This is a genomic window from Pseudoalteromonas sp. Bsw20308 (genome assembly GCF_000310105.2).
Taxonomy (GTDB): Bacteria; Pseudomonadota; Gammaproteobacteria; order Enterobacterales; family Alteromonadaceae; genus Pseudoalteromonas; species Pseudoalteromonas fuliginea.
On the sequence record NZ_CP013139.1, the window covers coordinates 1 to 22,322 of the forward strand.

The following is a 22,322-nucleotide window of genomic DNA, read 5'->3' on the forward strand; positions in this document are numbered from 1 at the left end:
CGAGGCAAACAAATTAGAGTCTCAATTGAAAACTGAGTGACCAACAGAATAGTTATTTCGGTAATTATTCGGCACAGTCAATTCAATATCGAAAGATATTAAAAAATTCAGAATTCATTGAGCTGTCGAAAGACATAAAACTTTTTAATTGAAGAGTTTGATCATGGCTCAGATTGAACGCTGGCGGCAGGCCTAACACATGCAAGTCGAGCGGTAACAGAGAGTAGCTTGCTACTTTGCTGACGAGCGGCGGACGGGTGAGTAATGCTTGGGAACATGCCTTGAGGTGGGGGACAACAGTTGGAAACGACTGCTAATACCGCATAATGTCTACGGACCAAAGGGGGCTTCGGCTCTCGCCTTTAGATTGGCCCAAGTGGGATTAGCTAGTTGGTGAGGTAATGGCTCACCAAGGCGACGATCCCTAGCTGGTTTGAGAGGATGATCAGCCACACTGGGACTGAGACACGGCCCAGACTCCTACGGGAGGCAGCAGTGGGGAATATTGCACAATGGGCGCAAGCCTGATGCAGCCATGCCGCGTGTGTGAAGAAGGCCTTCGGGTTGTAAAGCACTTTCAGTCAGGAGGAAAGGTTAGTAGTTAATACCTGCTAGCTGTGACGTTACTGACAGAAGAAGCACCGGCTAACTCCGTGCCAGCAGCCGCGGTAATACGGAGGGTGCGAGCGTTAATCGGAATTACTGGGCGTAAAGCGTACGCAGGCGGTTTGTTAAGCGAGATGTGAAAGCCCCGGGCTCAACCTGGGAACTGCATTTCGAACTGGCAAACTAGAGTGTGATAGAGGGTGGTAGAATTTCAGGTGTAGCGGTGAAATGCGTAGAGATCTGAAGGAATACCGATGGCGAAGGCAGCCACCTGGGTCAACACTGACGCTCATGTACGAAAGCGTGGGGAGCAAACGGGATTAGATACCCCGGTAGTCCACGCCGTAAACGATGTCTACTAGAAGCTCGGAGCCTCGGTTCTGTTTTTCAAAGCTAACGCATTAAGTAGACCGCCTGGGGAGTACGGCCGCAAGGTTAAAACTCAAATGAATTGACGGGGGCCCGCACAAGCGGTGGAGCATGTGGTTTAATTCGATGCAACGCGAAGAACCTTACCTACACTTGACATACAGAGAACTTACCAGAGATGGTTTGGTGCCTTCGGGAACTCTGATACAGGTGCTGCATGGCTGTCGTCAGCTCGTGTTGTGAGATGTTGGGTTAAGTCCCGCAACGAGCGCAACCCCTATCCTTAGTTGCTAGCAGGTAATGCTGAGAACTCTAAGGAGACTGCCGGTGATAAACCGGAGGAAGGTGGGGACGACGTCAAGTCATCATGGCCCTTACGTGTAGGGCTACACACGTGCTACAATGGCGCATACAGAGTGCTGCGAACCTGCGAAGGTAAGCGAATCACTTAAAGTGCGTCGTAGTCCGGATTGGAGTCTGCAACTCGACTCCATGAAGTCGGAATCGCTAGTAATCGCGTATCAGAATGACGCGGTGAATACGTTCCCGGGCCTTGTACACACCGCCCGTCACACCATGGGAGTGGGTTGCTCCAGAAGTAGATAGTCTAACCCTCGGGAGGACGTTTACCACGGAGTGATTCATGACTGGGGTGAAGTCGTAACAAGGTAGCCCTAGGGGAACCTGGGGCTGGATCACCTCCTTATACGATTTAGAACTTATTTGTTCGTAGTGTCCACACAGATGATTGTTAATTAGTGCTTGTCCCTTTGGGATAACTAATTAATATGCTCTTTAAAAATTTGGAAAAGCTGATAATAAAATTCTGATGAATACATTGTATTTATCAAGAGTTTTCAAAAGTAAAAAAACAATGGTAGCAGTACCATTGAGTGCCATTTAGTTAACTCTTATGAGTTAATTGATTGGTATCTACTTTAGTATTCAATATTGACTTCTGGCGAAGTTAAACTGTCACAAAACAAAGACCCGTTTGGGTTGTATGGTTAAGTGACTAAGCGTACACGGTGGATGCCTTGGCAGTTGGAGGCGATGAAGGACGTATTAACTTGCGATAAGCCTAGTCAAGCTAGTAAAAAGCGCTTGAGACTAGGATTTCCGAATGGGGAAACCCACCTGCTTGCAGGTATCGTTAACTGAATACATAGGTTAACGAGGCGAACGCGGAGAACTGAAACATCTAAGTACCCGTAGGAAAAGAAATCAACCGAGATTCCGAAAGTAGCGGCGAGCGAAATCGGAACAGCCCTTAAGCTTATTATGTGTTAATGGAAGGCTGCTGGAAAGCGCCACGATACAGGGTGATAGTCCCGTACATGAAAAGACATTTTAAGTGAAATCGAGTAGGTCGGAGCACGTGAAACTTTGACTGAATATAGGTGGACCATCATCTAAGGCTAAATACTCCCAACTGACCGATAGTGAACCAGTACCGTGAGGGAAAGGCGAAAAGAACCCCTGTGAGGGGAGTGAAATAGAACCTGAAACCGTGTACGTACAAGCAGTAGGAGCCCACTTGTTGGGTGACTGCGTACCTTTTGTATAATGGGTCAGCGACTTATATTTTGTAGCGAGGTTAACCGAATAGGGTAGCCGTAGGGAAACCGAGTCTTAACTGGGCGAATAGTTGCAAGGTATAGACCCGAAACCCGGTGATCTAGCCATGGGCAGGTTGAAGGTTGAGTAACATCAACTGGAGGACCGAACCCACTAACGTTGAAAAGTTAGGGGATGACCTGTGGCTAGGAGTGAAAGGCTAATCAAACCGGGAGATAGCTGGTTCTCCCCGAAATCTATTTAGGTAGAGCCTCGGACGAATACTTACGGGGGTAGAGCACTGTTAAGGCTAGGGGGTCATCCCGACTTACCAACCCTTTGCAAACTCCGAATACCGTAAAGTAATATCCGGGAGACACACGGCGGGTGCTAACGTCCGTCGTGAAGAGGGAAACAACCCAGACCGCCAGCTAAGGTCCCAAAGTCATAGTTAAGTGGGAAACGATGTGGAAAGGCCCAGACAGCCAGGAGGTTGGCTTAGAAGCAGCCATCCTTTAAAGAAAGCGTAATAGCTCACTGGTCGAGTCGGTCTGCGCGGAAGATGTAACGGGGCTAAACTATGCACCGAAGCTGCGGATTCAGAATTTATTCTGAGTGGTAGGGGAGCGTTCTGTAAGCGGTTGAAGGTGTACCGGGAGGTATGCTGGACGTATCAGAAGTGCGAATGCTGACATGAGTAACGATAATGGGAGTGAAAAACTCCCACGCCGGAAGACCAAGGGTTCCTATCCCATGTTAATCAGGGTAGGGTAAGTCGACCCCTAAGGCGAGGCCGAAAGGCGTAGTCGATGGGAAACAGATTAATATTTCTGTACTCGATATAATTGCGATGGGGGGACGGAGCAGGCTAAGCAAGCATAGCGTTGGTAGTCTATGTGAAAGTGAGTAGGGCGTTTGTTTAGGTAAATCCGGACGAACATTAAACCTGAGACACGAGACGAGTCACTACGGTGATGAAGTTGCTGATGCCATACTTCCAGGAAAAGCCTCTAAGCTTCAGATTATATGGAATCGTACCCCAAACCGACACAGGTGGTCAGGTAGAGAATACTAAGGCGCTTGAGAGAACTCGGGTGAAGGAACTAGGCAAAATCGTACCGTAACTTCGGGAGAAGGTACGCTCCTATCTGTGATGAGACTTGCTCTCTAAGCGGACGGGAGCCGCAGTGACCAGGTGGCTGGGACTGTTTATTAAAAACACAGCACTGTGCAAAATCGCAAGATGACGTATACGGTGTGACACCTGCCCGGTGCCGGAAGGTTAATTGATGGGGTTATCCTTAGGGAGAAGCTCTTGATCGAAGCCCCGGTAAACGGCGGCCGTAACTATAACGGTCCTAAGGTAGCGAAATTCCTTGTCGGGTAAGTTCCGACCTGCACGAATGGTGTAACCATGGCCACGCTGTCTCCACCCGAGACTCAGTGAAATTGAAATCGCAGTGAAGATGCTGTGTACCCGCGGCTAGACGGAAAGACCCCGTGAACCTTTACTACAGCTTGGCACTGAACATTGAACCTACATGTGTAGGATAGGTGGGAGACTTTGAAGATGAGACGCTAGTTTTGTTGGAGTCAACCTTGAAATACCACCCTTGTAGTTTTGATGTTCTAACGTTGGCCCCTGAATCGGGGTTACGGACAGTGCCTGGTGGGTAGTTTGACTGGGGCGGTCTCCTCCTAAAGAGTAACGGAGGAGCACGAAGGTTGGCTAAGTACGGTCGGACATCGTACGGTTAGTGTAATGGTAGAAGCCAGCTTAACTGCGAGACAGACACGTCGAGCAGGTACGAAAGTAGGTCATAGTGATCCGGTGGTTCTGAATGGAAGGGCCATCGCTCAACGGATAAAAGGTACTCCGGGGATAACAGGCTGATACCGCCCAAGAGTTCATATCGACGGCGGTGTTTGGCACCTCGATGTCGGCTCATCACATCCTGGGGCTGAAGTCGGTCCCAAGGGTATGGCTGTTCGCCATTTAAAGTGGTACGCGAGCTGGGTTTAGAACGTCGTGAGACAGTTCGGTCCCTATCTGCCGTGGGCGTTTGAGAATTGAGAGGGGTTGCTCCTAGTACGAGAGGACCGGAGTGAACGAACCGCTGGTGTTCGGGTTGTCATGCCAATGGCATTGCCCGGTAGCTACGTTCGGAACTGATAAGCGCTGAAAGCATCTAAGCGCGAAGCAGGCCTCGAGATGAGTTCTCACTAGACTTTTAAAGTCTCTGAAGGGCCGTTGAAGACTACAACGTTGATAGGCAAGATGTGGAAGTGGTGTGAGCCATTAAGCTAACTTGTACTAATTACCCGTGAGGCTTAACCATACAACGCCAAACGCGTTTTATGTGATAGTGAAACACGCGAAGAAGTTAATATGACTAAAGTAGATATTACTTAGAAAGACTTAAAAAATATTATCAGATATTTTCCAAATTCAAGAGGTGACTCTTAGCGCGTAGCGTTAAATTTGAGGCACCTTGCGCAAAGAAAATGGTAGCACTACGTGCTTGTCATTAATTCTTTGCACCATATTTGCTTGGTGACAATAGCGTTTTGGACCCACCTGATTCCATGCCGAACTCAGTAGTGAAACGAAACAGCGCCGATGATAGTGTAGCATTTGCTATGTGAAAGTAGGACATTACCAGGCTTCAAATTAAAGAAACCCGTTACAGCAATGTGACGGTTTTTTTGCTTTTTGGGATTTAACAAATAGCCAAGAGCTCATGCCGAACTCAGTAGTGAAACAAAACAGCTCGAAGGCGAGCCCCGGCCAACGATAGTGTAGCATTTGCTATCTGGGATTTAATAAATAGCCAGAGCCCATACCGAACTCAGTAGTGAAACCAAAGCTTCGACCGATAATAGTGTAGTATTTCACTGTGGCTCTCCACCGCTGTGGGCAGCACGACATTCTACTGCGTAGCGCACCGACTTAACATTGTAGAAAGCCCGAATTTAACGATTCGGGCTTTTTTACTTCTGCAGAAAAGTGGATGGATAATACATGGTATCATTGGTAAACTTATTCTAATCTTTTATGCCCATTTAGCTGACTTTGCTTGTTAATTAACAGTATGAACACTAAAATTAATTTATAGTATTAGCTAAAAAATAATGTGTGTGAGCTCCCTCAATGAACTATCAACCCTTTATAGATGACTCAGTATCCCTAATAGAGTTTACACGTATTTACCTCGCTATTTTCTATACATTTGTGGCGGGATTTTATACTTATAGAATTATTTATAAGAATCGAACCACACCCTCTGGCGTTATTTTTCCTGGTCAGCAGTATTGCTCTAGTTGGTGGAACCATATGGCGTTTAAATTTTTCAGGGCTGCTATTTGGTTTGTGTGTGTTGTGAGAGTTTTTATTCCTGAATTAGATAATTACTTAGTATTATTTGAACCTTTAAACGGTTGGCCTGGGGTCATGTTTGGCAATGTATTACTGAGTGCTGGGTTTATATTAAGTATGTTTGTACATTTTGATATGGCATCACTTTGGCGCTCAGGAATAGATCCTAATGGGCCAAAGGAGCTAAAAACCACTGGACTCTATGACTATTCTCGTAACCCTATGTATTTAGGTGTTGCAGCGGCTCAAATTGGTTTCTTTTTAGCATTGCCGTGTGTATTTAGTCTGATATGTTTGATTGTAGGGGTTACCGCTTTATATAGACAAACTTTAGTAGAAGAAGAGCATCTATCGCAATCTTTTTCAGAGCAGTATCAGTATTATAAACAACGCGTACCTCGCTGGTTGTAATAAAGACACTACCCACATACAAGCTGGTATTTAATTTTAAAGTAAGACTTTAGACTTAACGTACTTTTCAATAAAGCTTTGTTTAGTGATTGGTTTTGAAAATACATAACCTTGAATATAATCACATGCTAACTGCTTTAATAGTAAGTATTGATGTTGGGTTTCTACCCCTTCAGCGACAACTTTTACACCTAAATTATGTGCCATTGTTATTATTGCCTTTATAAGCGCTATGCTGTTTTCATTGGTTTCTATATCTCTAATAAAAGAGTGATCAATTTTTAGGATATCGATATCTAAGCGTTGAAGATAGGCAAGTGATGAATAACCGACACCAAAATCATCTATTGCTATATCAATATTTTTTGCGTTAAGTCGCTTTAATTGACTCTGTATTAAAGAATCAGGATCCATTAGCGTGTTCTCTGTAACTTCTATGAGAATAGTATGGGCGGGGAGTTTGTATTGCTCACTTGCTTCTAGCCATTCATTTACCCAATTACCAGCACGATCAATCTCAAGTGGTGACGTATTTACGCTAATTTGTATAGGTGTTTCGCAAAGTAGATTAAATTGAACAGTATCTTTAATTGCTTGTAGTTTTACCCACTGGCCAATATCGCTTATTAAGCCATTCTTTTCAGCGATTGGTATAAATTCATTTGGGCTAATTAGACCTCGCTCAGGGTGATTCCAGCGTATTAACGCTTCGGCTTTGGGTACTGATGTACCATTAATAGAAAAAATGGGTTGATAATAAAGCTCAAATTGATTTTTTTTAAGGGCAGTATGTATTTGTTCTATTAAACGGCGCTTTTCGATTGCTTGTTCTTCCATAGCATAAGTGAAAAATTCGTAGCGGTTTCTACCTTTATGTTTAGATAAATACATTGCTTGATCAGCTCGCTTTACTAAGTCTTCTACTGTTACCCCATCCGTTGGATAAAAAGTTAAACCTAAACTTGCAGTCACATACACCTTTTCTTTTTTTAGATGAATACACTGCATTAAGCTACTTTTTACTGCATTTGCAACCTTACTTGCGCTCGCTTGATTGTCTACTCCTTCTAGAATAAGAGTAAATTCATCACCGCCTAGTCTTGCTACAGTATCGTTAGCTGTTATGCAGTTTTGTAACCTAACTGCGACTTGATGTAACAGTAAATCGCCATAGTCATGTCCGAGACTGTCGTTTATTTCTTTGAAGCCATCTAAATCAATAAAAATAAGGGCAAAAGTTATATTTTTTTTGCTAATTAAACTTTGTAGTTTTTCGTAAAAGTAACGTCTGTTAGGTAGGTCTGTAAGGCCATCTTCATATGCATATTGGTGTAATTGTAAATTTGCATTTTCAAGTTCTTTAGTACGAAGCCGAACTTGATTTTCAAGTGAACTTTCTCGCTGTTCAATCGTGTGTAACATATCGTTGAAACAGGAAGTAAGTTCGCCTACCTCATCTTGCGAGAGCTGTTTTGCACGTAAGCTATAGTCATTCGATTTTGTTATTTGGTTAGCTGTTTGTGCCAAATATAATATAGGGTTTAAAAACCGACGTCTGAGTAATAAGGATAATAGTAAGCTCACAATAAATGTAAATATCACCAAAATAATAAGAAACTTACTATAAAATGCCACTCTATCATTAATGTAGCTATCATTAGCCCTAATTTTGAGCTCACCATAGCAATGAGAATCTAGCTCTAAAACGGTACTTATTTCTATACTATGTTGTGCTGTTTTAGAAAGAGAATTGGCGATAGCAAGTGGTTTACCATCTGAATTACTCACAATCACAGATACTATATCTGAGCGAATAAGCAGTGGGTTAATAAGTTCTTGTATTGCTTCTGCATCGTCAAACATAAGCGCTGTCGTTATATTAGGGGACAACATTTTAGAAAGAGATACTAAACTTTTTACTTGCTCTTCTTTCGCGCTACTTATTTCATAGGCACTAAATACGGTTGTGACAGTTGCGGTTGATACGAGGGCGACACACATTAAAATGACTAAAAGTTTTTTGCTCATTGTGTTTAATAAAAATAGTTTTTTCATTGCATTACCTATCAACAACGCGAGCAAGGCGTAATACTTTTGAACTCATCGTAATACCTACTTCTTTAAGCTTTTTAGGCGCTATTTCGAAACGAATTTTACCACTTGAAAGAAAAAACCTAATGTGTCCGCCATTTTTAATAAAACCTTCAGTTTCACCTATAACCATAATATTGTCATAAGGAAAAAACTTTAGGTTTTCCCAATTAGCGATTGTATTGACGGTTATAAAAAGCATATCACACGATACGTTTGATATATCGTTGAGAGCAATATGTTTATTCTTTAAAGGTAATCCTTTTACTATTCGTTCTTTTAAAACAATGTTTGCTAACTCAATAAAGTGTTTATCAGGGCTGCATAGAGTAAAAAAATTGTCTTTTTGAGGAAGCGAGTGCCATTGAGAAAATCTGGCAAAATTATATAAGAAGCCCGCTTTAAGCATGTATTCCTTTTCCATTGCATTACAATTCGCACTAAATAAAAATACAAATATAATTAAGGTACGATGGATTAAACTTTTTGACTTGAGCATGTTATAAACTTAAAACGTAGTCATAATTGTGAATGTAAAAGATTCATCAATATAATTGGGTATAGTATAGGTTTCGTTTGTATTACCATATTCGATGTGAGAACTTGCTAATAAATTTTTACCTGAAAGCGCAGTTGACCACTGTTGGTTTATCTGCCAATTCCAAGTCAAATCTAATGCTGCGTAGTTATCTGTGTTATACGCATTAGAATTTTCTACTCGTAATGTAGAAAATAGAGAATGGCCGTTAAATAGAGTGTAATTTGCTTTTGCAAATACCTGCCTATTTGTTGAATCAAACCCAACCACAGGGCTTGTGTCATAAGGTAAGCTATATTTAAAGTCTGTATAACTGTACCCAAGCTCTGTGCTGAGAGTATCCATAGGTTGCCAAGATAAAACGACATCAAAACCTTTTGTTGTTGTTTTTCCAACAGAGATTAAATCAAGGTTGATTTGAGTTGTTGTAAGCGCTTGAGCTGCTTGTGGGATCTCTCCCGAACGAAACAGAGCGAGAGCAGGCAAAAATTGTTCAAAATGGGTGTTTAAGTTAATAACTGCTACGTTTTTACCACGCGTGTTATAAGCGGAAAAGTCCATTGACCAATCGTTATCGGAAAATCGGTAACCTAGTTCGTGAGAAATATAATTCTCAGATTTCACTTTATCGTTACCATTTAAAAAAGTGGCGATTCGATATTCATCTATAGCTACCAGCCCTGTACTTGTGCCAAGTACATCAAGAACTTTGGTTCCATTAAGTTTAAAATTGTCGTTAAACTCAATAAGCGTGGGGATTCGTACACTTCTGGATATAGCGCTCCAAACAAGATGATTCTCGATTGGTTTGTAAACTAACCTTGCTGAAGGTTGGTTTTCCCACCCTGTTAGATCATTATGATCTAATTTAGTGCCAATTATAAAATCGAGAGTATCAGGGGTAAAGTTATATTGAGCCTGAATAAGCCCACCATACTGCTGAAGGTCATCCAAATCTTTATCACTATCTAAAAAGACACTTTGTGCAAATGAAATGGTGTTATAGCGGTAGTTTAATCCCCAATCAAACTGTAGTGACTGGTAAATAAAATTCATTTGGTAGTCAATATCTATCGATTCGAAATGCTCTTTTATGTAGGCTTGAGATCCATTTTGTTTGAGCCATGATACCTGTAACATCTGATTGGCATTGCCTGATATTCTGTGTTCTAAACGGGCCATCATACGTGAGTCGATACGTTTTAAATCATCAGAAAATGCAATGTTTTCATTTGTAGCATCAACTACACCTCGGTAGTTTTGGCCTAATTTTGAATGCGTAACATCGCCTTGAAATAAACCCGACAATTCATCATTAGGTGTATAGTCGGCACGTATACCAAAAGAATATTGTTTCGTAGTATCATTTGGTTTGAGTCTAGATCCTTTTTTAGATGCATTTGCATGTTTTGCATGGCCATAAATTCGATAACTGCCTTTATTACCAATATCGTTTCCATAACGAAAATTTGTATCGACATTTATTTGATTGCCGGTGGTTGCTGTTGCTAATGTGTCACGAGTATCAATACTATTTTTAGTAATAATATTGATAACACCATTATTTGCGTTACTTCCCCATAAAAGCCCACCTTGCCCTCGAATGACTTCTATGCGTTCAATATCGTACAAAGGAACATTGAGTGTTTCCCAATAAACAGCCGCAAATTTTGGTGTATATAAACTTTGGCCATCGATCATGACTAATAACTTGCTAGAAAAGCGAGAAGCAACGCCTCTCGAAGAGATAGCCCACTGGTTATTATCGAGTTGTCTAACAATAAGCCCAGGAACCATTTTTAGTGCTTCAGGTACAGACATAGCACCAGAGTTAGTAATTTGCTCTTTACTTAAAACATAAATAGAGGAGGCTGTATCAAATGCTGATTGAGTTCTTTTCATTGCTGAAGTGACTTGAACATCCATTCCCATTAGGGCATCAAGGTCAAGGTTTTCGTAATCAAATTGCTCAGCCATTAGTAAGGGAGAAATAAAGGTTAATGGCCATAAAAAGCGTTGTGATATTTTCAATGAGGTGTCTCCTACACAATCCAAATTCAAAAACAATCGTTGTTTTTGTAAAGCATCTGTTATCACATGATATTAACACCTAGATTCAAATTGTAAGTGCATAACTTGTTTTGACTAGATTAAGTGGTCAGTTGCTCATAAGCTAACTGCTTTTTCTCCGGCAAGAGATTTTACAATGAGACATTACAAACAACTGACCTATGAGCAAAGATGCCAGATCGCTGTTCTAAAGAAAAGCGGTTTTACGCAACAAAGTATTGCTGAGCTAACTAATTTATCGCAATCTACGATTTCAAGAGAGCTTGCTAGAAATACAGGCAAGCGAGGTTACAGATACAAACAAGCTCATGAGCGGGCTTTGTCTCGCCGAAGAAGTGCAAGAAAACCACTTAAGATGACACTTGAAATGATGGCTTTAATTACCCAGAAGCTTAATGAGAAGTGGAGTCCTGAACAAATAACGGGATGGTTGCGCAAGGAAAATAAACAATCTGTCAGTCATGAATGCATTTATCTATATATCTGGGAAGATAAAAAAGCAGGTGGTGAGTTATACCTACATCTGCGCCGACACGGTAAGAAATATCACAAGCGCAGTCATGGTAAGACAAACCGAGGGCAAATAAAAAATCGCGTTAGCATTGAAGAACGTCCACAAATAGTTGATGAGAAAGGCCGTATCGGAGATTGGGAAATAGATACCGTCATAGGTAAAGGTCATCGAGGCGCCCTTGTTACCATTGTAGAGCGGGTCACCCAATTCACTGTATCAACTCAGGTGGCAGGCAAAACAGCACAAGCCGTCACTGCGGCGACGATAGAACTATTAAGACCATATAGGTCAGCGCTTCATACCATCACGGCTGACAATGGAAAAGAGTTCGCTTATCATGAGCAAATCACAAAGGCATTAAGTGTTCCTGTTTATTTTGCTCATCCTTATCACTCATGGGAGCGCGGATTGAATGAAAACACGAATGGATTACTACGCCAGTATTGGCCGAAGAGCACAGATTTTAAGGCGGTAACACCAGCGCAAGTTATACCAGTACTTGAGCAACTTAATAATCGTCCGAGAAAGACACTTGGATTTGAAACGCCTGCAAAATTGATGCAAGATCATTTGGCGGCTAAAGCCGCCTAAACGTTATGCACTTCAGATTTGAATCCGCGACATAAATTAATGATGTGAAAGCACTTTATATTATTAATAAAATTGATTTTGGAATTTTTTTAGTTCGCTCAAAATAATAAACGTCTTGGGCCAGTTGACCTCTCAGAATTAAAATTCATTCTATCTCGGGGCTATTTTATCTGGTTACTAAATTGGAAAAAGCAAAATACAGATCCTATATTTTAACTCTGTTTCATAGGTAATCATCAAGTATAAGTAGTTTTGAGCCGTCATGGTTTAGCAATGCGTTATAGGCTTAATTATTACTCGCTATTTATATAGATGGCGCATTATTAAAATGTGAGTGAATATATCGTTTCTTTAAAGCTATTTTTTGCTTTTGTTGTAGGAGTGTCGAATACTGGATTTAGCTTCATTAAACCTAGAGGCAAGCAGGTATGATAAAAAGTGGGTTAGTGGATTTACAAGAAGTACTTGATTTAATGCTTGATGCTGTTTGTGTTGTAGATAAGCAAGGTACATTTGTTTTTGTTAGCGCCGCGTTTGAGCGAATTTTTGGTTATCCAGCCAATGAAGTTGTTGGTAAAAAAATGATTAATTATGTCTATTCTGGAGATCATCAAAAAACGCACAATGCAATTGCTTCGCTTTTATCAGGAGAGTTAATAAACCCTCGTTTTGAAAATCGTTGGCTCAGAAAAGATGGACAATTAGTCCACATACTATGGTCTGTTCGCTGGTCTGAAGAACATCAAGTAAGAATTGCAGTGGCTCACGATATTACCGAGCGAAAAGAGATGGAAGAGCAGCTTTATTACATGGCAGGGCATGATGCATTAACGGGTTTACCAAACCGTTCGTTATTAATGGATCGATTGCAAAAAGTAATTGTAAAAGCTCACCGAGATAATTTATTTTTTTCACTACTGTTTATTGATATAAATGGCTTTAAAGCTGTAAATGATACTTATGGTCATAACGTTGGTGATAAGTTGTTGCATAGCATTGCACAGAGGCTGTCGAATGTAATGAGGGAATATGACACTGTAGGGCGTTTAGGTGGGGATGAGTTTTTAATTATTTTAGATAATTTAAAGTCACCAACCGAAAGTGTTGTTATTAGGCGTAAAATTTTAGCTCAATTTAAGGCTGAATTTCAATTGGATGAATTAAGTCTCAATATCTATCCTAGTATTGGTATTGCCAATTACCCTAATGATGGACAAACTGATCATCAACTCATTAAGTATGCCGATCAAGCTATGTACAAAATTAAAGGCGCAAATGTTGCTAAAGTTATGTAGTCATTTTTATTAATTTAATGTCTATGCTGAACTACTTTTTATAATATCTTGTTGCCAATTGAGTGCTAAAAAATCAATAAATGTACGTACTAACATTTGCTGATAACTTCGTGATAGGTACACCGCCCATAGGCTATGGCCAGGTGAATAATAATGCGGCAAGACTTCTACTAGCTCGCCATTTTTTAAGTGTTTATTTGCTAAATCGCAAGGAATATTAGCAATTCCCATCCCCCTAATTGCCGCTTTAACTAAAACGCCCATTTCGTTTGATTGCAAATTCCCCTTAATTGCAACTTTTTGATCATTTGTTGCCGATATTATTCGCCATTTTGTCGCACTACTGTGCACTAGGCAATTATGATTTAGTAAGTCCTGAGGTTTAATTAAGGGGGGCGACTCAGCTAAGTAGTTTGCCGAGGCACATAACACACCATCAATATGCATTAGTTTACGGGCAATATGTTGATCTTCAGGTTGTTCAATATAGCGCAGTGCCACATCAACACGTTCGTCTACCAACTGTGATAAGTTATCCGAAAGTACAAGCTGAACATTTGTTTTGGGGTGTAGTTGTAAAAATTGCTCCACTCTTTCAAATAATAAATTTTGACCCAGCCCAATAGGCGATGCAATTCTGATTGTACCAACTAGTTCATTATTATGGCTATGAGCACGACTTTTTAAATCAGAGACTGTACTGAGTATTTGTTGGCAGTAAATTAATGCTTCTTCACCTTGAATAGTTAAACTTACTTTACGTGTTGTGCGATGAAATAATCTCAACGATAACCACTGTTCTATTTCTTGTACGTGACGAGTAACTTGTAAGCGGCTTAGATTTAAGTGCTCAGCAGATTTAGTAAAGCTGCCACAGCGGGCAACTTCTACAAAGCTTGTAATTGCAGTAATTTTATCCATTAGTAACTTATTATGAACTAATATGTATCGTAACAGTGTGTTTATCACTTAAAAGTGTGCAAGTAAACTAACTTCATTAACTCAATAATAGGATACAGATAATGAAAGTAGCAGTTTTAGGCGCAACAGGCTGGATTGGCAGCACAATCGTACAACAAGCAACTAAGCGCGGTTTAGAAGTGGTCAGCATTGTACGTGACGCAGCGAAAATAACAGATAATACAACTGCCGTTCGCGTATTTGATTTACAAAGCCAAGATAATATTGCTTCAGTACTTAAAGGTATAGATGTACTTATTGCTTCAGTGGGCGGACGTGCAGTAGGTAATCATGAATTAGTTGCACAAACCGCAGAGCGTTTATTAACAGCTTTAAATGGAACAAGCACGCGTTTGATTTGGGTAGGTGGTGCGGGTAGCTTAGAGGTTGCACCAGGGGTAACACTTGTATCAACACCTGAATTCCCTGCAGATTACAAAGATGAAGCACTCGCACAAGGTGAAGCATTAAATGTATTTAAAACGACCACTAGTTCTGCTTCGTGGACTTTTGTAAGCCCTGCTGCAGTAATTTATCCTGGTGAAAGTGAAGGTCCTTATCGTATTGGCGGAGATCAGTTTTTTACAAATGAAGCTGGTGAAAGCAAAGTATCAGTCACTGATTATGCAATAGCATTAGTTGACGAAGCACAAAAAGCTGCACACTTAAACCAACGTATCAGTGTTGCTTATTAACTTATATTAAGTTTAAAGCATTTGATTATTTAGATGCTAAGCGCTGGCTCCTAAGGGCAAAATAATTTAATCTGAGAGTATTAATCCTTATTAAATTATTTGTCTTATGAGCCTTCTTTTTTCGCTTGCGTTAGCAAGTCTTCCTGCTTTACCTGAGCCTGTTGCAAATAATGCTGTGGCTAAAGTTATTATTAAAAATCAGCCTTATTTTTTAAGTTTTATGGGATTAGGCCGCGATAAACAGTACTCGTCAGTGCATAACAAAGTGTGGGCGCTTAAAGTTGGCGATTCACAGTGGCAATCTAAAACTGGTGTGCCTTCAAGCTTGCCATTAAAAGGGCGCTTAGCAAGTACCGCAGTCGGTTTAGGTGAATACGCCTATGTGTTTGGCGGCTATACAGTTGCAGAGGATCATACTGAAGTTTCAAGCCCCGACGTATATAGGTACGACGTAATAAAAGATACCTATACTCCTTTAGCCAATATGCCAGTGCCTGTAGATGATAGCGTAGCGCTGAGCTACAAAGCGCGTTACATTTACTTAATTAGCGGTTGGCATAACGACGGTAACGTAAATTTAGTACAAGTATACGACACGCAAAATAATACATGGCAACAGGCCTCGCCATTTTTAGGTGATCCCGTATTTGGTCAAGCGGCAGCAATTAGCGGCAATACAATTGTTGTGTGTGATGGCGTTAAAACACAAGCCAATCCTGATTCGCGTCGCTCGTTTGCAGGCGTAGCACAGTGCTTAAAAGGTACAATAGATTCAACTAATCCACAAAAAATAGATTGGCGCACATTGCCACATCCAACAGGTTCCGCCCACTATCGAATGGCAGCCACCAGCTATAATGGCAATATTTATATGCTGGCAGGTTCTAACAATCCATATAATTACAGCGCAATAGGCTACGACGGTAAACCTGCACCAGCAAGTGATCATGTTTGGCGCTTTAATATCGAAAAAAATGGATGGCAGGTTTTATCACCGGTTGAGGTAAAGAGTATGGATCACCGTGGTTTACTTGAACACAATGGGGTTTTATATCGAATTGGCGGTATTGACAATAAACAGCAAGTAAGTACTAACGTACTGGGTTACGAGGCTGAAAAGTGAACACTCTTTACATCACAGGAGCTGGAGTAAGCGCAGCCAGCGGTATTCCAACCTTTAGAGGGGAGGATGGTTACTGGACCATCGGCAGTAAAAATTATACACCTATGGAAATGGCAACGCGCGCAATGTATAAAAACGCACCGAAAGAGTTTTTAGCGTGGTATTACAATCGGTTTGCAACGTATCGCAACCATGGTCCAAACGACGTACACCATTGGCTGAGTGATAAAAACCTAATTACTCAAAATATAGATGGGCTTGATGGCAAAGCCGGTAATAAAAATTACATTGCTATTCATGGCAGGCTCGATCAAATGACGCTATTTCACCATCAAGGCGATGATGTAACCCCGTTTGCCGCTCCGTGGGAAAAGGTAGATGAAAGCTGCCTGTACGACTCCTTATTTGAAGTGTTTAATATTAAAAACCGATCACCTGAGCTTAATTATTCTTTTAAACCCTTTGTTTTATTGTTTGATGAGTACTACACCGAGCTTTATAGAATTAGCGAAGCGCAAAAACGCATGAGTAATGCCGATAAAATTGTATTTATGGGGACTTCGTTTAGCGTTAATATTACGCAAATGGCGATAGAAATAGCGCGTGATTACAATATTCCCATTGAAGTTGTAGACCCCGAACCGGCTCATATTTTACACCCCAATGTGAGTTATAAAAAAATGACTGCGCTTGAGTATATTCAAAATAACTAAATTAAGTTGGTGATTATGTGTGATAAATACGCTATTTATATTTATTTTACAATTTTATAAAGTATTTCTCCTTCGCTTGTACATTGTTGATCTATAATCTTAACTTATACATTAATCGTCATACTGTAAACATAACAACACTGAAGAGATGTAAATGAGTGATTTAACAGCAATAGCAAACTTATCAATATTATTAGTAGAGCCTTCAGATGTTCAACAAAAGCTTATTATAAAATCACTGACTCAGTGTGGTGTAAAGCAGGTTGAAAAAGCAACATCGCAAGAACAAGCGCTCACAATGCTTAATAGTTACCAGCCTGATTTAGTTATTAGTAGTATGTACTTTTCAGACGGTACCGCTGATTCCTTACTACAAAAAATCAGATCAAATCCACTAACAGAAAACCAAGCATTTATGTTGGTGTCGAGTGAGCGTAATAAAAAGTACTTAGAGCAGTTAAGGCAGTCGGGTGTATTAGCTATTTTGCCTAAACCATTTAGTGCTGAAGCTATAACGCGCGCACTTAAAGCTACTTTAGATATTATTAGTGAAGAAGAAGTTGAGCTTGAACACTTTGACATTACTTTATTACGTGTACTTGTAGTTGATGACAGTCGCTTTGCGCGTAAACACATTATTCGCGTACTTGCGGGGATGGGGATCCCAGCACCAGTAGAAGCTGAAGATGGCAAACAGGCCATCGAACAATTAAATACACAGTCATTCGATTTGATTGTTACTGATTATAATATGCCTGAAATGGATGGCAAAGAGCTAACCGAAACCGTCAGAGGGTCAAACACTTACTCACATATCCCTATTTTAATGGTGAGTTCAGAAGCAAACGACACTCACTTAGCCAATATTGCTCAAGCTGGCGTTGATGCCATTTGTGATAAACCATTTGAGCCTGCAACAGTTAGAGATTTATTGTTTAAAATAATGTCTTAACTTATAAACTTAAGGCTAGCAGTAAAAATGCATTAGCCTGAGCAGATAAAATTAAAGCAGCGCTTGTTAAAAGTCGCTGCTTTTTTATTATTGGCTAGGTACGTTATAAAGCCCAAACGCCACAAAACATAATATAACTGCAATTGTGGTATCAAATATTCGCCATCTTAATGATGAGCTTAATATGCTTTTAAGTTTAGGAGTAAAAAGCACTAAAGTGCTGAACCAAATTAGTGACCCAACACAAGCGCCAAGTGCAAAATGCATTGGGTTTGGTTGTAAAGCGCCAATATTGCCAAGTAACAACACGGTATCTAAATACACATGTGGATTTAGCAAACTGATTGCAAAGGCCGACAGGGCAGTACTCCACCAGCTTACTTTTTCTACTTGGCTTATTTTTAAACCCGAAGTCCCTTTAATCGCTCGCATTGCAGATCTGACGTGGTCAACTAAATTCAGTCACCCTAGTTAAGAAACCATATCTAATGTTTCGATTCGTTCTTCAAAGTCATTTGGGCTTTGATAATTTAAGTACGAATGTAAGCGACGACTGTTGTACCACATACAGATGTAATTCATTACATCCTGTTGAGCCTCATAACGCGTTGGGTAGTTTTTCCAATGCACGCGCTCTTGCTTCAAACTACCGAAGAAGCTTTCTGCAACAGCATTATCCCAGCAACAGCCTTTCTTACTCATGCTACCAATGAAGTCATTTGACTTGAGCAATTTACGATATTGGTGGCTTGCATATTGAACCCCTTGATCTGAATGGATAATTAACCCTGTTTTGGGCTGGCGTTGCCACATCGCCATAGTCAGTGCGTCACAGACAAGCTGCGCTTTCATTCGTGAGCCCATGCTCCAACCAACGACTTTGCGCGAATATAAATCAATCACTACCGCCAGATACAACCAACCTTCTGCAGTCCAAACATAAGTGATATCTTGTACCCAGGCTTGATCAGCTGCTTCAACGTTGAAGTTTTGCTCAAGTACATTGGGATAAATAGGCTTATTATGCTCACTATTCGTTGTCACTTTGTATCTCTTTTTATAACGCACCCAGACATTTGCCTCTTTCATTAGCTGTGCTGTTTTGTAACGACTCACCGGAAAACCGAGTGCATTTAAGACTTTCTGAATACGCCTTTCACCGTAAGTATTATCACTGAAGTGCGCTATGTCCTTGACACAATCAATCATTTCTTGATGTGTTGGATCCTCTGATTTAGTTGAGAATCGCTTTTGATAACTATAGTAATTGTTACTTTTTACACCCAGTATTCGGCACATTGTCGCCACAGGCCAGGTCTTCTTGTATTGGGTTATGAACGAATATTTCACTTCGTTTCTTTGGCAAAGAAGACCGTCGCTTTTTTTAATATTTCACGCTCCATTTCTAGGCGTTTCACTTGCGCTTTTAGCTCTCTGATCTCTTCTTGCTCAGGGGTTAAATTACCGTTCCCTCTAAAAGCATGCCCATCATCATTTTCAGCTTCTTTTATCCAGCGACCAAGCATGTTGGGATTTACCCCTAAATTTCTAGAGGCTTCTGCTTGTGAGTAGTTTTGCTCAACAACTAATGCGATAGCATCAAGTTTAAATTCTTTGGAATACTTTTTACGTTTTGTCATTATCGATCTCCAGTTAAGTTGATTATCTCTTAACTGGGGTAGTCGAATCCATTAAACCACGTCAATCCATACGCTAAGTATAATAGCATCGCAATACCGCCCCATGTTAACCAAGGCAGTAATCCTGGTAATAACTGCTGTAATTCATTTGCTGCAAATACACCTATTAAAATAAGAGTCGCGTCGCAAATAATGCATACCGTGGCTAAAACAAACCGATTAGCGCCAGCCATGCATTGGCTTAAAATCCAAATATTTTGCGCGCCAATGGCAATAATTAAACTTAGCCCCAGCATCACACCCGATAAAAACGACATACTATAAATCTACTCAACTATTCAATGCCTTGCAGGGTATTGGTAATTCTGTTACAAATCCAATGAATATATTTAGGGTTATATGCGTAAAACTCATGATTGATTATCAACTACTCAATGCATTGTCGGCGGTTATTAGTGAAGGCGGGTTTGAAAAAGCCTCTAAAAAGCTATTTATTACGCAATCGGCAGTAAGTCGGCGTATTCATCAACTTGAAGCCAAACTTGGAGAGCCTGTAATAATTAGGACGCAGCCACCGCGCCCAACCGCTCTTGGCAAGCGTTTACTTAATCATTTACAACAAGTCCTGCAGTTAGAAGTTGCTTTAAACGTAGATGCACTTAACGAGCACTCCAGTTTAAACACACCTCTTAGTGTAAAGTTGGCTGCCAATGCTGATTCACTAGCCACATGGTTGCCAGAAGCGCTAGCCGTGCTAGATACAGAATCTGATTGTAAATTTAGATTTGAAGTGATCTCAGAGGATCAATCTATCGCCCATAAAAGAATGAAAGACGGCGAGGTAATGGTATGTATTAGCTCATCTTCTGAGCCTGTAAATGGCGGGTTAGCGAGCCCATTAGGCGCTATACGTTACAAGGCAATTGCGAGTCCTGACTTTATTAAACAGCATAACCTCACTTCGCTTACGCAATTGGCGCAGGTACCTTGTTTAGTTTTTAGTGAATATGACAAGCTACAGCACCAGTTTTTAGCCGATATTAACGGCTCAACGCCAGAGTATATACATATATATCCCTCATCAGAAGGATTTAAACAAGCCATGATTGCAGGCCTAGGCTATGGTTTATTGCCGACTTTGCAGCTTGGTGATTCCCTGCAAAAAGGGGAGTTAGTTGACTTATTTCCAGAGTATTATATTGATACGCCCTTGTATTGGCATTATTGGCAAAGTGAAAGCCCGCAACTTAAAGCACTGCGAAAGTTTGCAATGCAAGTTGCGGCTAACCGATTAGAACCAATTTAAAGGTGTTTATAACTGCCCTAATCTATAAATGAGTAATGCCGTTTTTTTAATGTTTTTATCAAGGCTGGTTAAATCGGCTGTTTCGTTTTTAGTGTGCGCACCGCTGCCCATCAAGCCTAAACCATCAAGTGCCATATCAACATGGTTTGCCGCAAACGAAATATCAGCCGCACCTGCATTACGTGGATTGGCGGCTACTACTTTGTTGAAGCCTAAGTCGTGGCTTGCGTCGCTGTATAATTCTAATAGCTTTTTATTGCCATCAGTTAATGCCATTGGCGGGTAACCGTCTTCAAAAATAAGCTCTGCTTTACTGCCATCTAAGTTTTTAGCCACAATTTGTAACATAACCCTTTTAGCGCTTTCTACCTGCTTTGGCGAAAGTGCGCGTAAATCACCTGCAACATGCACGGTTTGTGCTATTACATTACTTTTACCAAATGCCGTTGCTGACGAATTAGCACTGTCGTAGTCGGCATTTGTACCGCCCACAATAAGCCCCGGGTTAAACGTTAAATTAGGTTGCGTGGCAAGTTGCTCTCTAAAATCATTTAAAATGCGTGATGCTTCGTAAATAGCGCCATAACCAACGCTTTCGCTAAATATTTGTGACGAATGCGCTGCATTTGCCGTTACGTTTAGCGTCCAGCCGGTATAACCACGGCGCGCCGCCATAGCTGTTTTTATATTGTTATCGCCATTTTCATAGCCAAGCGCTACGTCAGCCCAAATTGCCGCATCAACAATAGCTTGTTTAGATAAGCTAAGCGGGCGACCGCTGCTTTCTTCATCGCCAGTCAATAACACTTTTATGCTTACATTTTCGAGTAAATTAAGGGCTTGTAAGCTTTTAAGTGCGGTAATTATTATCGTGTTACCGCCTTTCATATCGGCAACGCCTGGGCCACTGGCTGTATCGGCATCAAGTTGTTTGTAGGTAGTAAAGTTATCGTTTTTGGCAAATACTGTATCTAGATGGCCGATCATCAGTATTTTTATTGCATCGGGATCATTACTCTCATGGGTTGCTAATACATGCCCTGCGCGGTTAAACGCACTGCCATCCAGCCATTCTACTTTAAAACCAATGGCTTTTAGTTGCTCGCTCGCAATAGCGCCCACCTTTTTTACACCTTCAATATTAAGCGAACCGCTATTAATATTTACGGTTTGCTCTATTTCTTTAAGTGCTTGGGGAATATTTTTATCGACCTGTTTTACTATTTCACGCTCACTTTTATCAAGCGCCGCATGGCTTGTAAGCGATAGGGTACTCGCAAGGGTAAAAATAAGTGCTTGGCTAAATTTTAAAAATGACATAACAGTATAATAAGTAAAAAATAAGAATATTTAATATGAAGTAAAATTAATAAGGATTCAATAGAAGTAGATTGTGATTTTTAACTAATTTTATAAGCAATAACGAGTTACGAGTTTAAGGGTGAACGCGTTATTAGTTTAAACACAGGTATTTAAAATATAACCTGTTAATTAATAATCAACGGGTATAACTAA

16 protein-coding genes and 3 rRNA genes are annotated in these 22,322 nt (G+C 40.6%); 11 read left to right on the forward strand and 8 right to left on the reverse strand.

Going from position 1 to position 22,322, the window contains the following annotated elements:
- Positions 1–145: 145 nt before the first annotated feature.
- From D172_RS17265 to D172_RS17280, 4 genes are all read left to right on the forward strand, one after another.
- A 16S ribosomal RNA gene (locus D172_RS17265) occupies positions 146–1,681 on the forward strand.
- Between the two features lie 299 nt (positions 1,682–1,980).
- Positions 1,981–4,871 (forward strand): 23S ribosomal RNA (locus tag D172_RS17270).
- 211 nt (positions 4,872–5,082) lie between these two features.
- Positions 5,083–5,197 (forward strand): 5S ribosomal RNA (gene rrf / locus D172_RS17275).
- The 16S, 23S and 5S rRNA genes sit together here, the layout of an rRNA operon.
- Positions 5,198–5,683: 486 nt before the next feature.
- The gene (locus tag D172_RS17280) at positions 5,684–6,319 is read left to right on the forward strand and encodes a methyltransferase family protein (protein WP_007379046.1); all 636 of its coding nucleotides are present in this window, start codon (positions 5,684–5,686) and stop codon (positions 6,317–6,319) included.
- Between the two features lie 36 nt (positions 6,320–6,355).
- On the opposite strand, the gene D172_RS17285 is transcribed toward D172_RS17280, so the two are convergent.
- The 3 genes from D172_RS17285 to D172_RS17295 all read right to left on the reverse strand — a co-directional run bounded on the left by D172_RS17285 (position 6,356) and on the right by D172_RS17295 (position 10,979).
- On the reverse strand, positions 6,356–8,374 hold the full coding sequence (locus D172_RS17285) for an EAL domain-containing protein (RefSeq protein ID WP_007379047.1): 2,019 nt from the start codon (positions 8,372–8,374) through the stop codon (positions 6,356–6,358).
- Between the two features lie 4 nt (positions 8,375–8,378).
- Positions 8,379–8,819, reverse strand: a complete 441-nt coding sequence (locus D172_RS17290) for a YfiR family protein (RefSeq protein ID WP_007379048.1) — start codon at positions 8,817–8,819, stop codon at positions 8,379–8,381.
- Between the two features lie 99 nt (positions 8,820–8,918).
- A complete protein-coding gene (locus D172_RS17295) occupies positions 8,919–10,979 on the reverse strand; it encodes a TonB-dependent receptor plug domain-containing protein (protein WP_007379049.1) in 2,061 nt (686 codons plus the stop codon).
- 175 nt (positions 10,980–11,154) lie between these two features.
- Here D172_RS17295 and D172_RS17300 point away from each other — a divergent pair, with 175 nt between their 5' ends.
- Positions 11,155–12,123 (forward strand): IS30 family transposase, encoded by a 969-nt coding sequence (locus D172_RS17300; protein ID WP_007377509.1) that lies wholly within the window; start codon positions 11,155–11,157, stop codon positions 12,121–12,123.
- Between the two features lie 428 nt (positions 12,124–12,551).
- On the forward strand, positions 12,552–13,418 hold the full coding sequence (locus D172_RS17305; protein ID WP_007379045.1) for a diguanylate cyclase domain-containing protein: 867 nt from the start codon (positions 12,552–12,554) through the stop codon (positions 13,416–13,418).
- 21 nt (positions 13,419–13,439) lie between these two features.
- Here D172_RS17305 and D172_RS17310 read toward each other — a convergent pair whose 3' ends face one another.
- Positions 13,440–14,339, reverse strand: a complete 900-nt coding sequence (locus D172_RS17310; protein ID WP_007379044.1) for a LysR family transcriptional regulator — start codon at positions 14,337–14,339, stop codon at positions 13,440–13,442.
- Positions 14,340–14,440: 101 nt separating this feature from the next.
- On the opposite strand from D172_RS17310, the gene D172_RS17315 reads away from it, so the two are divergent.
- From D172_RS17315 to D172_RS17330, 4 genes are all read left to right on the forward strand, one after another.
- Positions 14,441–15,073, forward strand: a complete 633-nt coding sequence (locus D172_RS17315) for an NAD(P)-dependent oxidoreductase (RefSeq protein ID WP_007379043.1) — start codon at positions 14,441–14,443, stop codon at positions 15,071–15,073.
- A gap of 106 nt (positions 15,074–15,179) precedes the next feature.
- Positions 15,180–16,196 carry a Kelch repeat-containing protein gene (locus D172_RS17320; protein WP_007379042.1) on the forward strand — a complete coding sequence of 339 codons (1,017 nt, stop codon included), beginning with the start codon at positions 15,180–15,182 and terminating at the stop codon, positions 16,194–16,196.
- Positions 16,193–16,909, forward strand: coding sequence for an SIR2 family NAD-dependent protein deacylase (locus D172_RS17325; protein ID WP_007379041.1), 717 nt, complete (start codon positions 16,193–16,195; stop codon positions 16,907–16,909). The genes D172_RS17320 and D172_RS17325 overlap by 4 nt, the downstream gene beginning before the upstream one ends.
- Positions 16,910–17,063: 154 nt before the next feature.
- Positions 17,064–17,861 carry a response regulator gene (locus D172_RS17330; protein WP_007379040.1) on the forward strand — a complete coding sequence of 266 codons (798 nt, stop codon included), beginning with the start codon at positions 17,064–17,066 and terminating at the stop codon, positions 17,859–17,861.
- Positions 17,862–17,948: 87 nt separating this feature from the next.
- On the opposite strand, the gene D172_RS17335 is transcribed toward D172_RS17330, so the two are convergent.
- From D172_RS17335 to D172_RS17350, 3 genes are all read right to left on the reverse strand, one after another.
- A complete protein-coding gene (locus D172_RS17335; RefSeq protein WP_007379039.1) occupies positions 17,949–18,293 on the reverse strand; it encodes a LysE/ArgO family amino acid transporter in 345 nt (114 codons plus the stop codon).
- Between the two features lie 39 nt (positions 18,294–18,332).
- Positions 18,333–19,501, reverse strand: a protein-coding gene (locus tag D172_RS17340; protein ID WP_420713787.1) for an IS3 family transposase whose coding sequence is annotated in 2 segments (ribosomal slippage) — positions 18,333–19,255 and positions 19,255–19,501 — 1,170 coding nt in all. Because the reading frame shifts where the segments join, the coding sequence is not laid out codon by codon here.
- A 29-nt stretch (positions 19,502–19,530) separates the two neighbouring features.
- Positions 19,531–19,818, reverse strand: a complete 288-nt coding sequence (locus D172_RS17350) for a LysE family transporter (protein WP_237113706.1) — start codon at positions 19,816–19,818, stop codon at positions 19,531–19,533.
- Positions 19,819–19,913: 95 nt separating this feature from the next.
- Between D172_RS17350 and D172_RS17355 the strand changes: the two genes are divergently transcribed.
- Complete coding sequence (locus D172_RS17355; protein ID WP_007379089.1) at positions 19,914–20,807, forward strand: LysR family transcriptional regulator ArgP; 894 nt, start codon at positions 19,914–19,916, stop codon at positions 20,805–20,807.
- Positions 20,808–20,813: 6 nt separating this feature from the next.
- Here the strand turns inward: D172_RS17355 and D172_RS17360 are convergent, their stop codons facing one another.
- The gene (locus tag D172_RS17360; protein ID WP_007379088.1) at positions 20,814–22,127 is read right to left on the reverse strand and encodes a M20/M25/M40 family metallo-hydrolase; all 1,314 of its coding nucleotides are present in this window, start codon (positions 22,125–22,127) and stop codon (positions 20,814–20,816) included.
- Positions 22,128–22,322 lie beyond the last annotated feature (195 nt).

Coding starts and splice junctions, on each gene's coding strand:
- D172_RS17280 (WP_007379046.1), top strand. CDS start 5,684: ATGAACTATCAACCCTTTATAGATGACTCAGTATCCCTAATAGAGTTT.
- D172_RS17285 (WP_007379047.1), bottom strand. CDS start 8,374: ATGAAAAAACTATTTTTATTAAACACAATGAGCAAAAAACTTTTAGTC.
- D172_RS17290 (WP_007379048.1), bottom strand. CDS start 8,819: ATGCTTAAAGCGGGCTTCTTATATAATTTTGCCAGATTTTCTCAATGG.
- D172_RS17300 (WP_007377509.1), top strand. CDS start 11,155: ATGAGACATTACAAACAACTGACCTATGAGCAAAGATGCCAGATCGCT.
- D172_RS17305 (WP_007379045.1), top strand. CDS start 12,552: ATGATAAAAAGTGGGTTAGTGGATTTACAAGAAGTACTTGATTTAATG.
- D172_RS17310 (WP_007379044.1), bottom strand. CDS start 14,339: ATGGATAAAATTACTGCAATTACAAGCTTTGTAGAAGTTGCCCGCTGT.
- D172_RS17315 (WP_007379043.1), top strand. CDS start 14,441: ATGAAAGTAGCAGTTTTAGGCGCAACAGGCTGGATTGGCAGCACAATC.
- D172_RS17320 (WP_007379042.1), top strand. CDS start 15,180: ATGAGCCTTCTTTTTTCGCTTGCGTTAGCAAGTCTTCCTGCTTTACCT.
- D172_RS17330 (WP_007379040.1), top strand. CDS start 17,064: ATGAGTGATTTAACAGCAATAGCAAACTTATCAATATTATTAGTAGAG.
- D172_RS17335 (WP_007379039.1), bottom strand. CDS start 18,293: ATGCGAGCGATTAAAGGGACTTCGGGTTTAAAAATAAGCCAAGTAGAA.
- D172_RS17350 (WP_237113706.1), bottom strand. CDS start 19,818: ATGTCGTTTTTATCGGGTGTGATGCTGGGGCTAAGTTTAATTATTGCC.
- D172_RS17355 (WP_007379089.1), top strand. CDS start 19,914: ATGATTGATTATCAACTACTCAATGCATTGTCGGCGGTTATTAGTGAA.
- D172_RS17360 (WP_007379088.1), bottom strand. CDS start 22,127: ATGTCATTTTTAAAATTTAGCCAAGCACTTATTTTTACCCTTGCGAGT.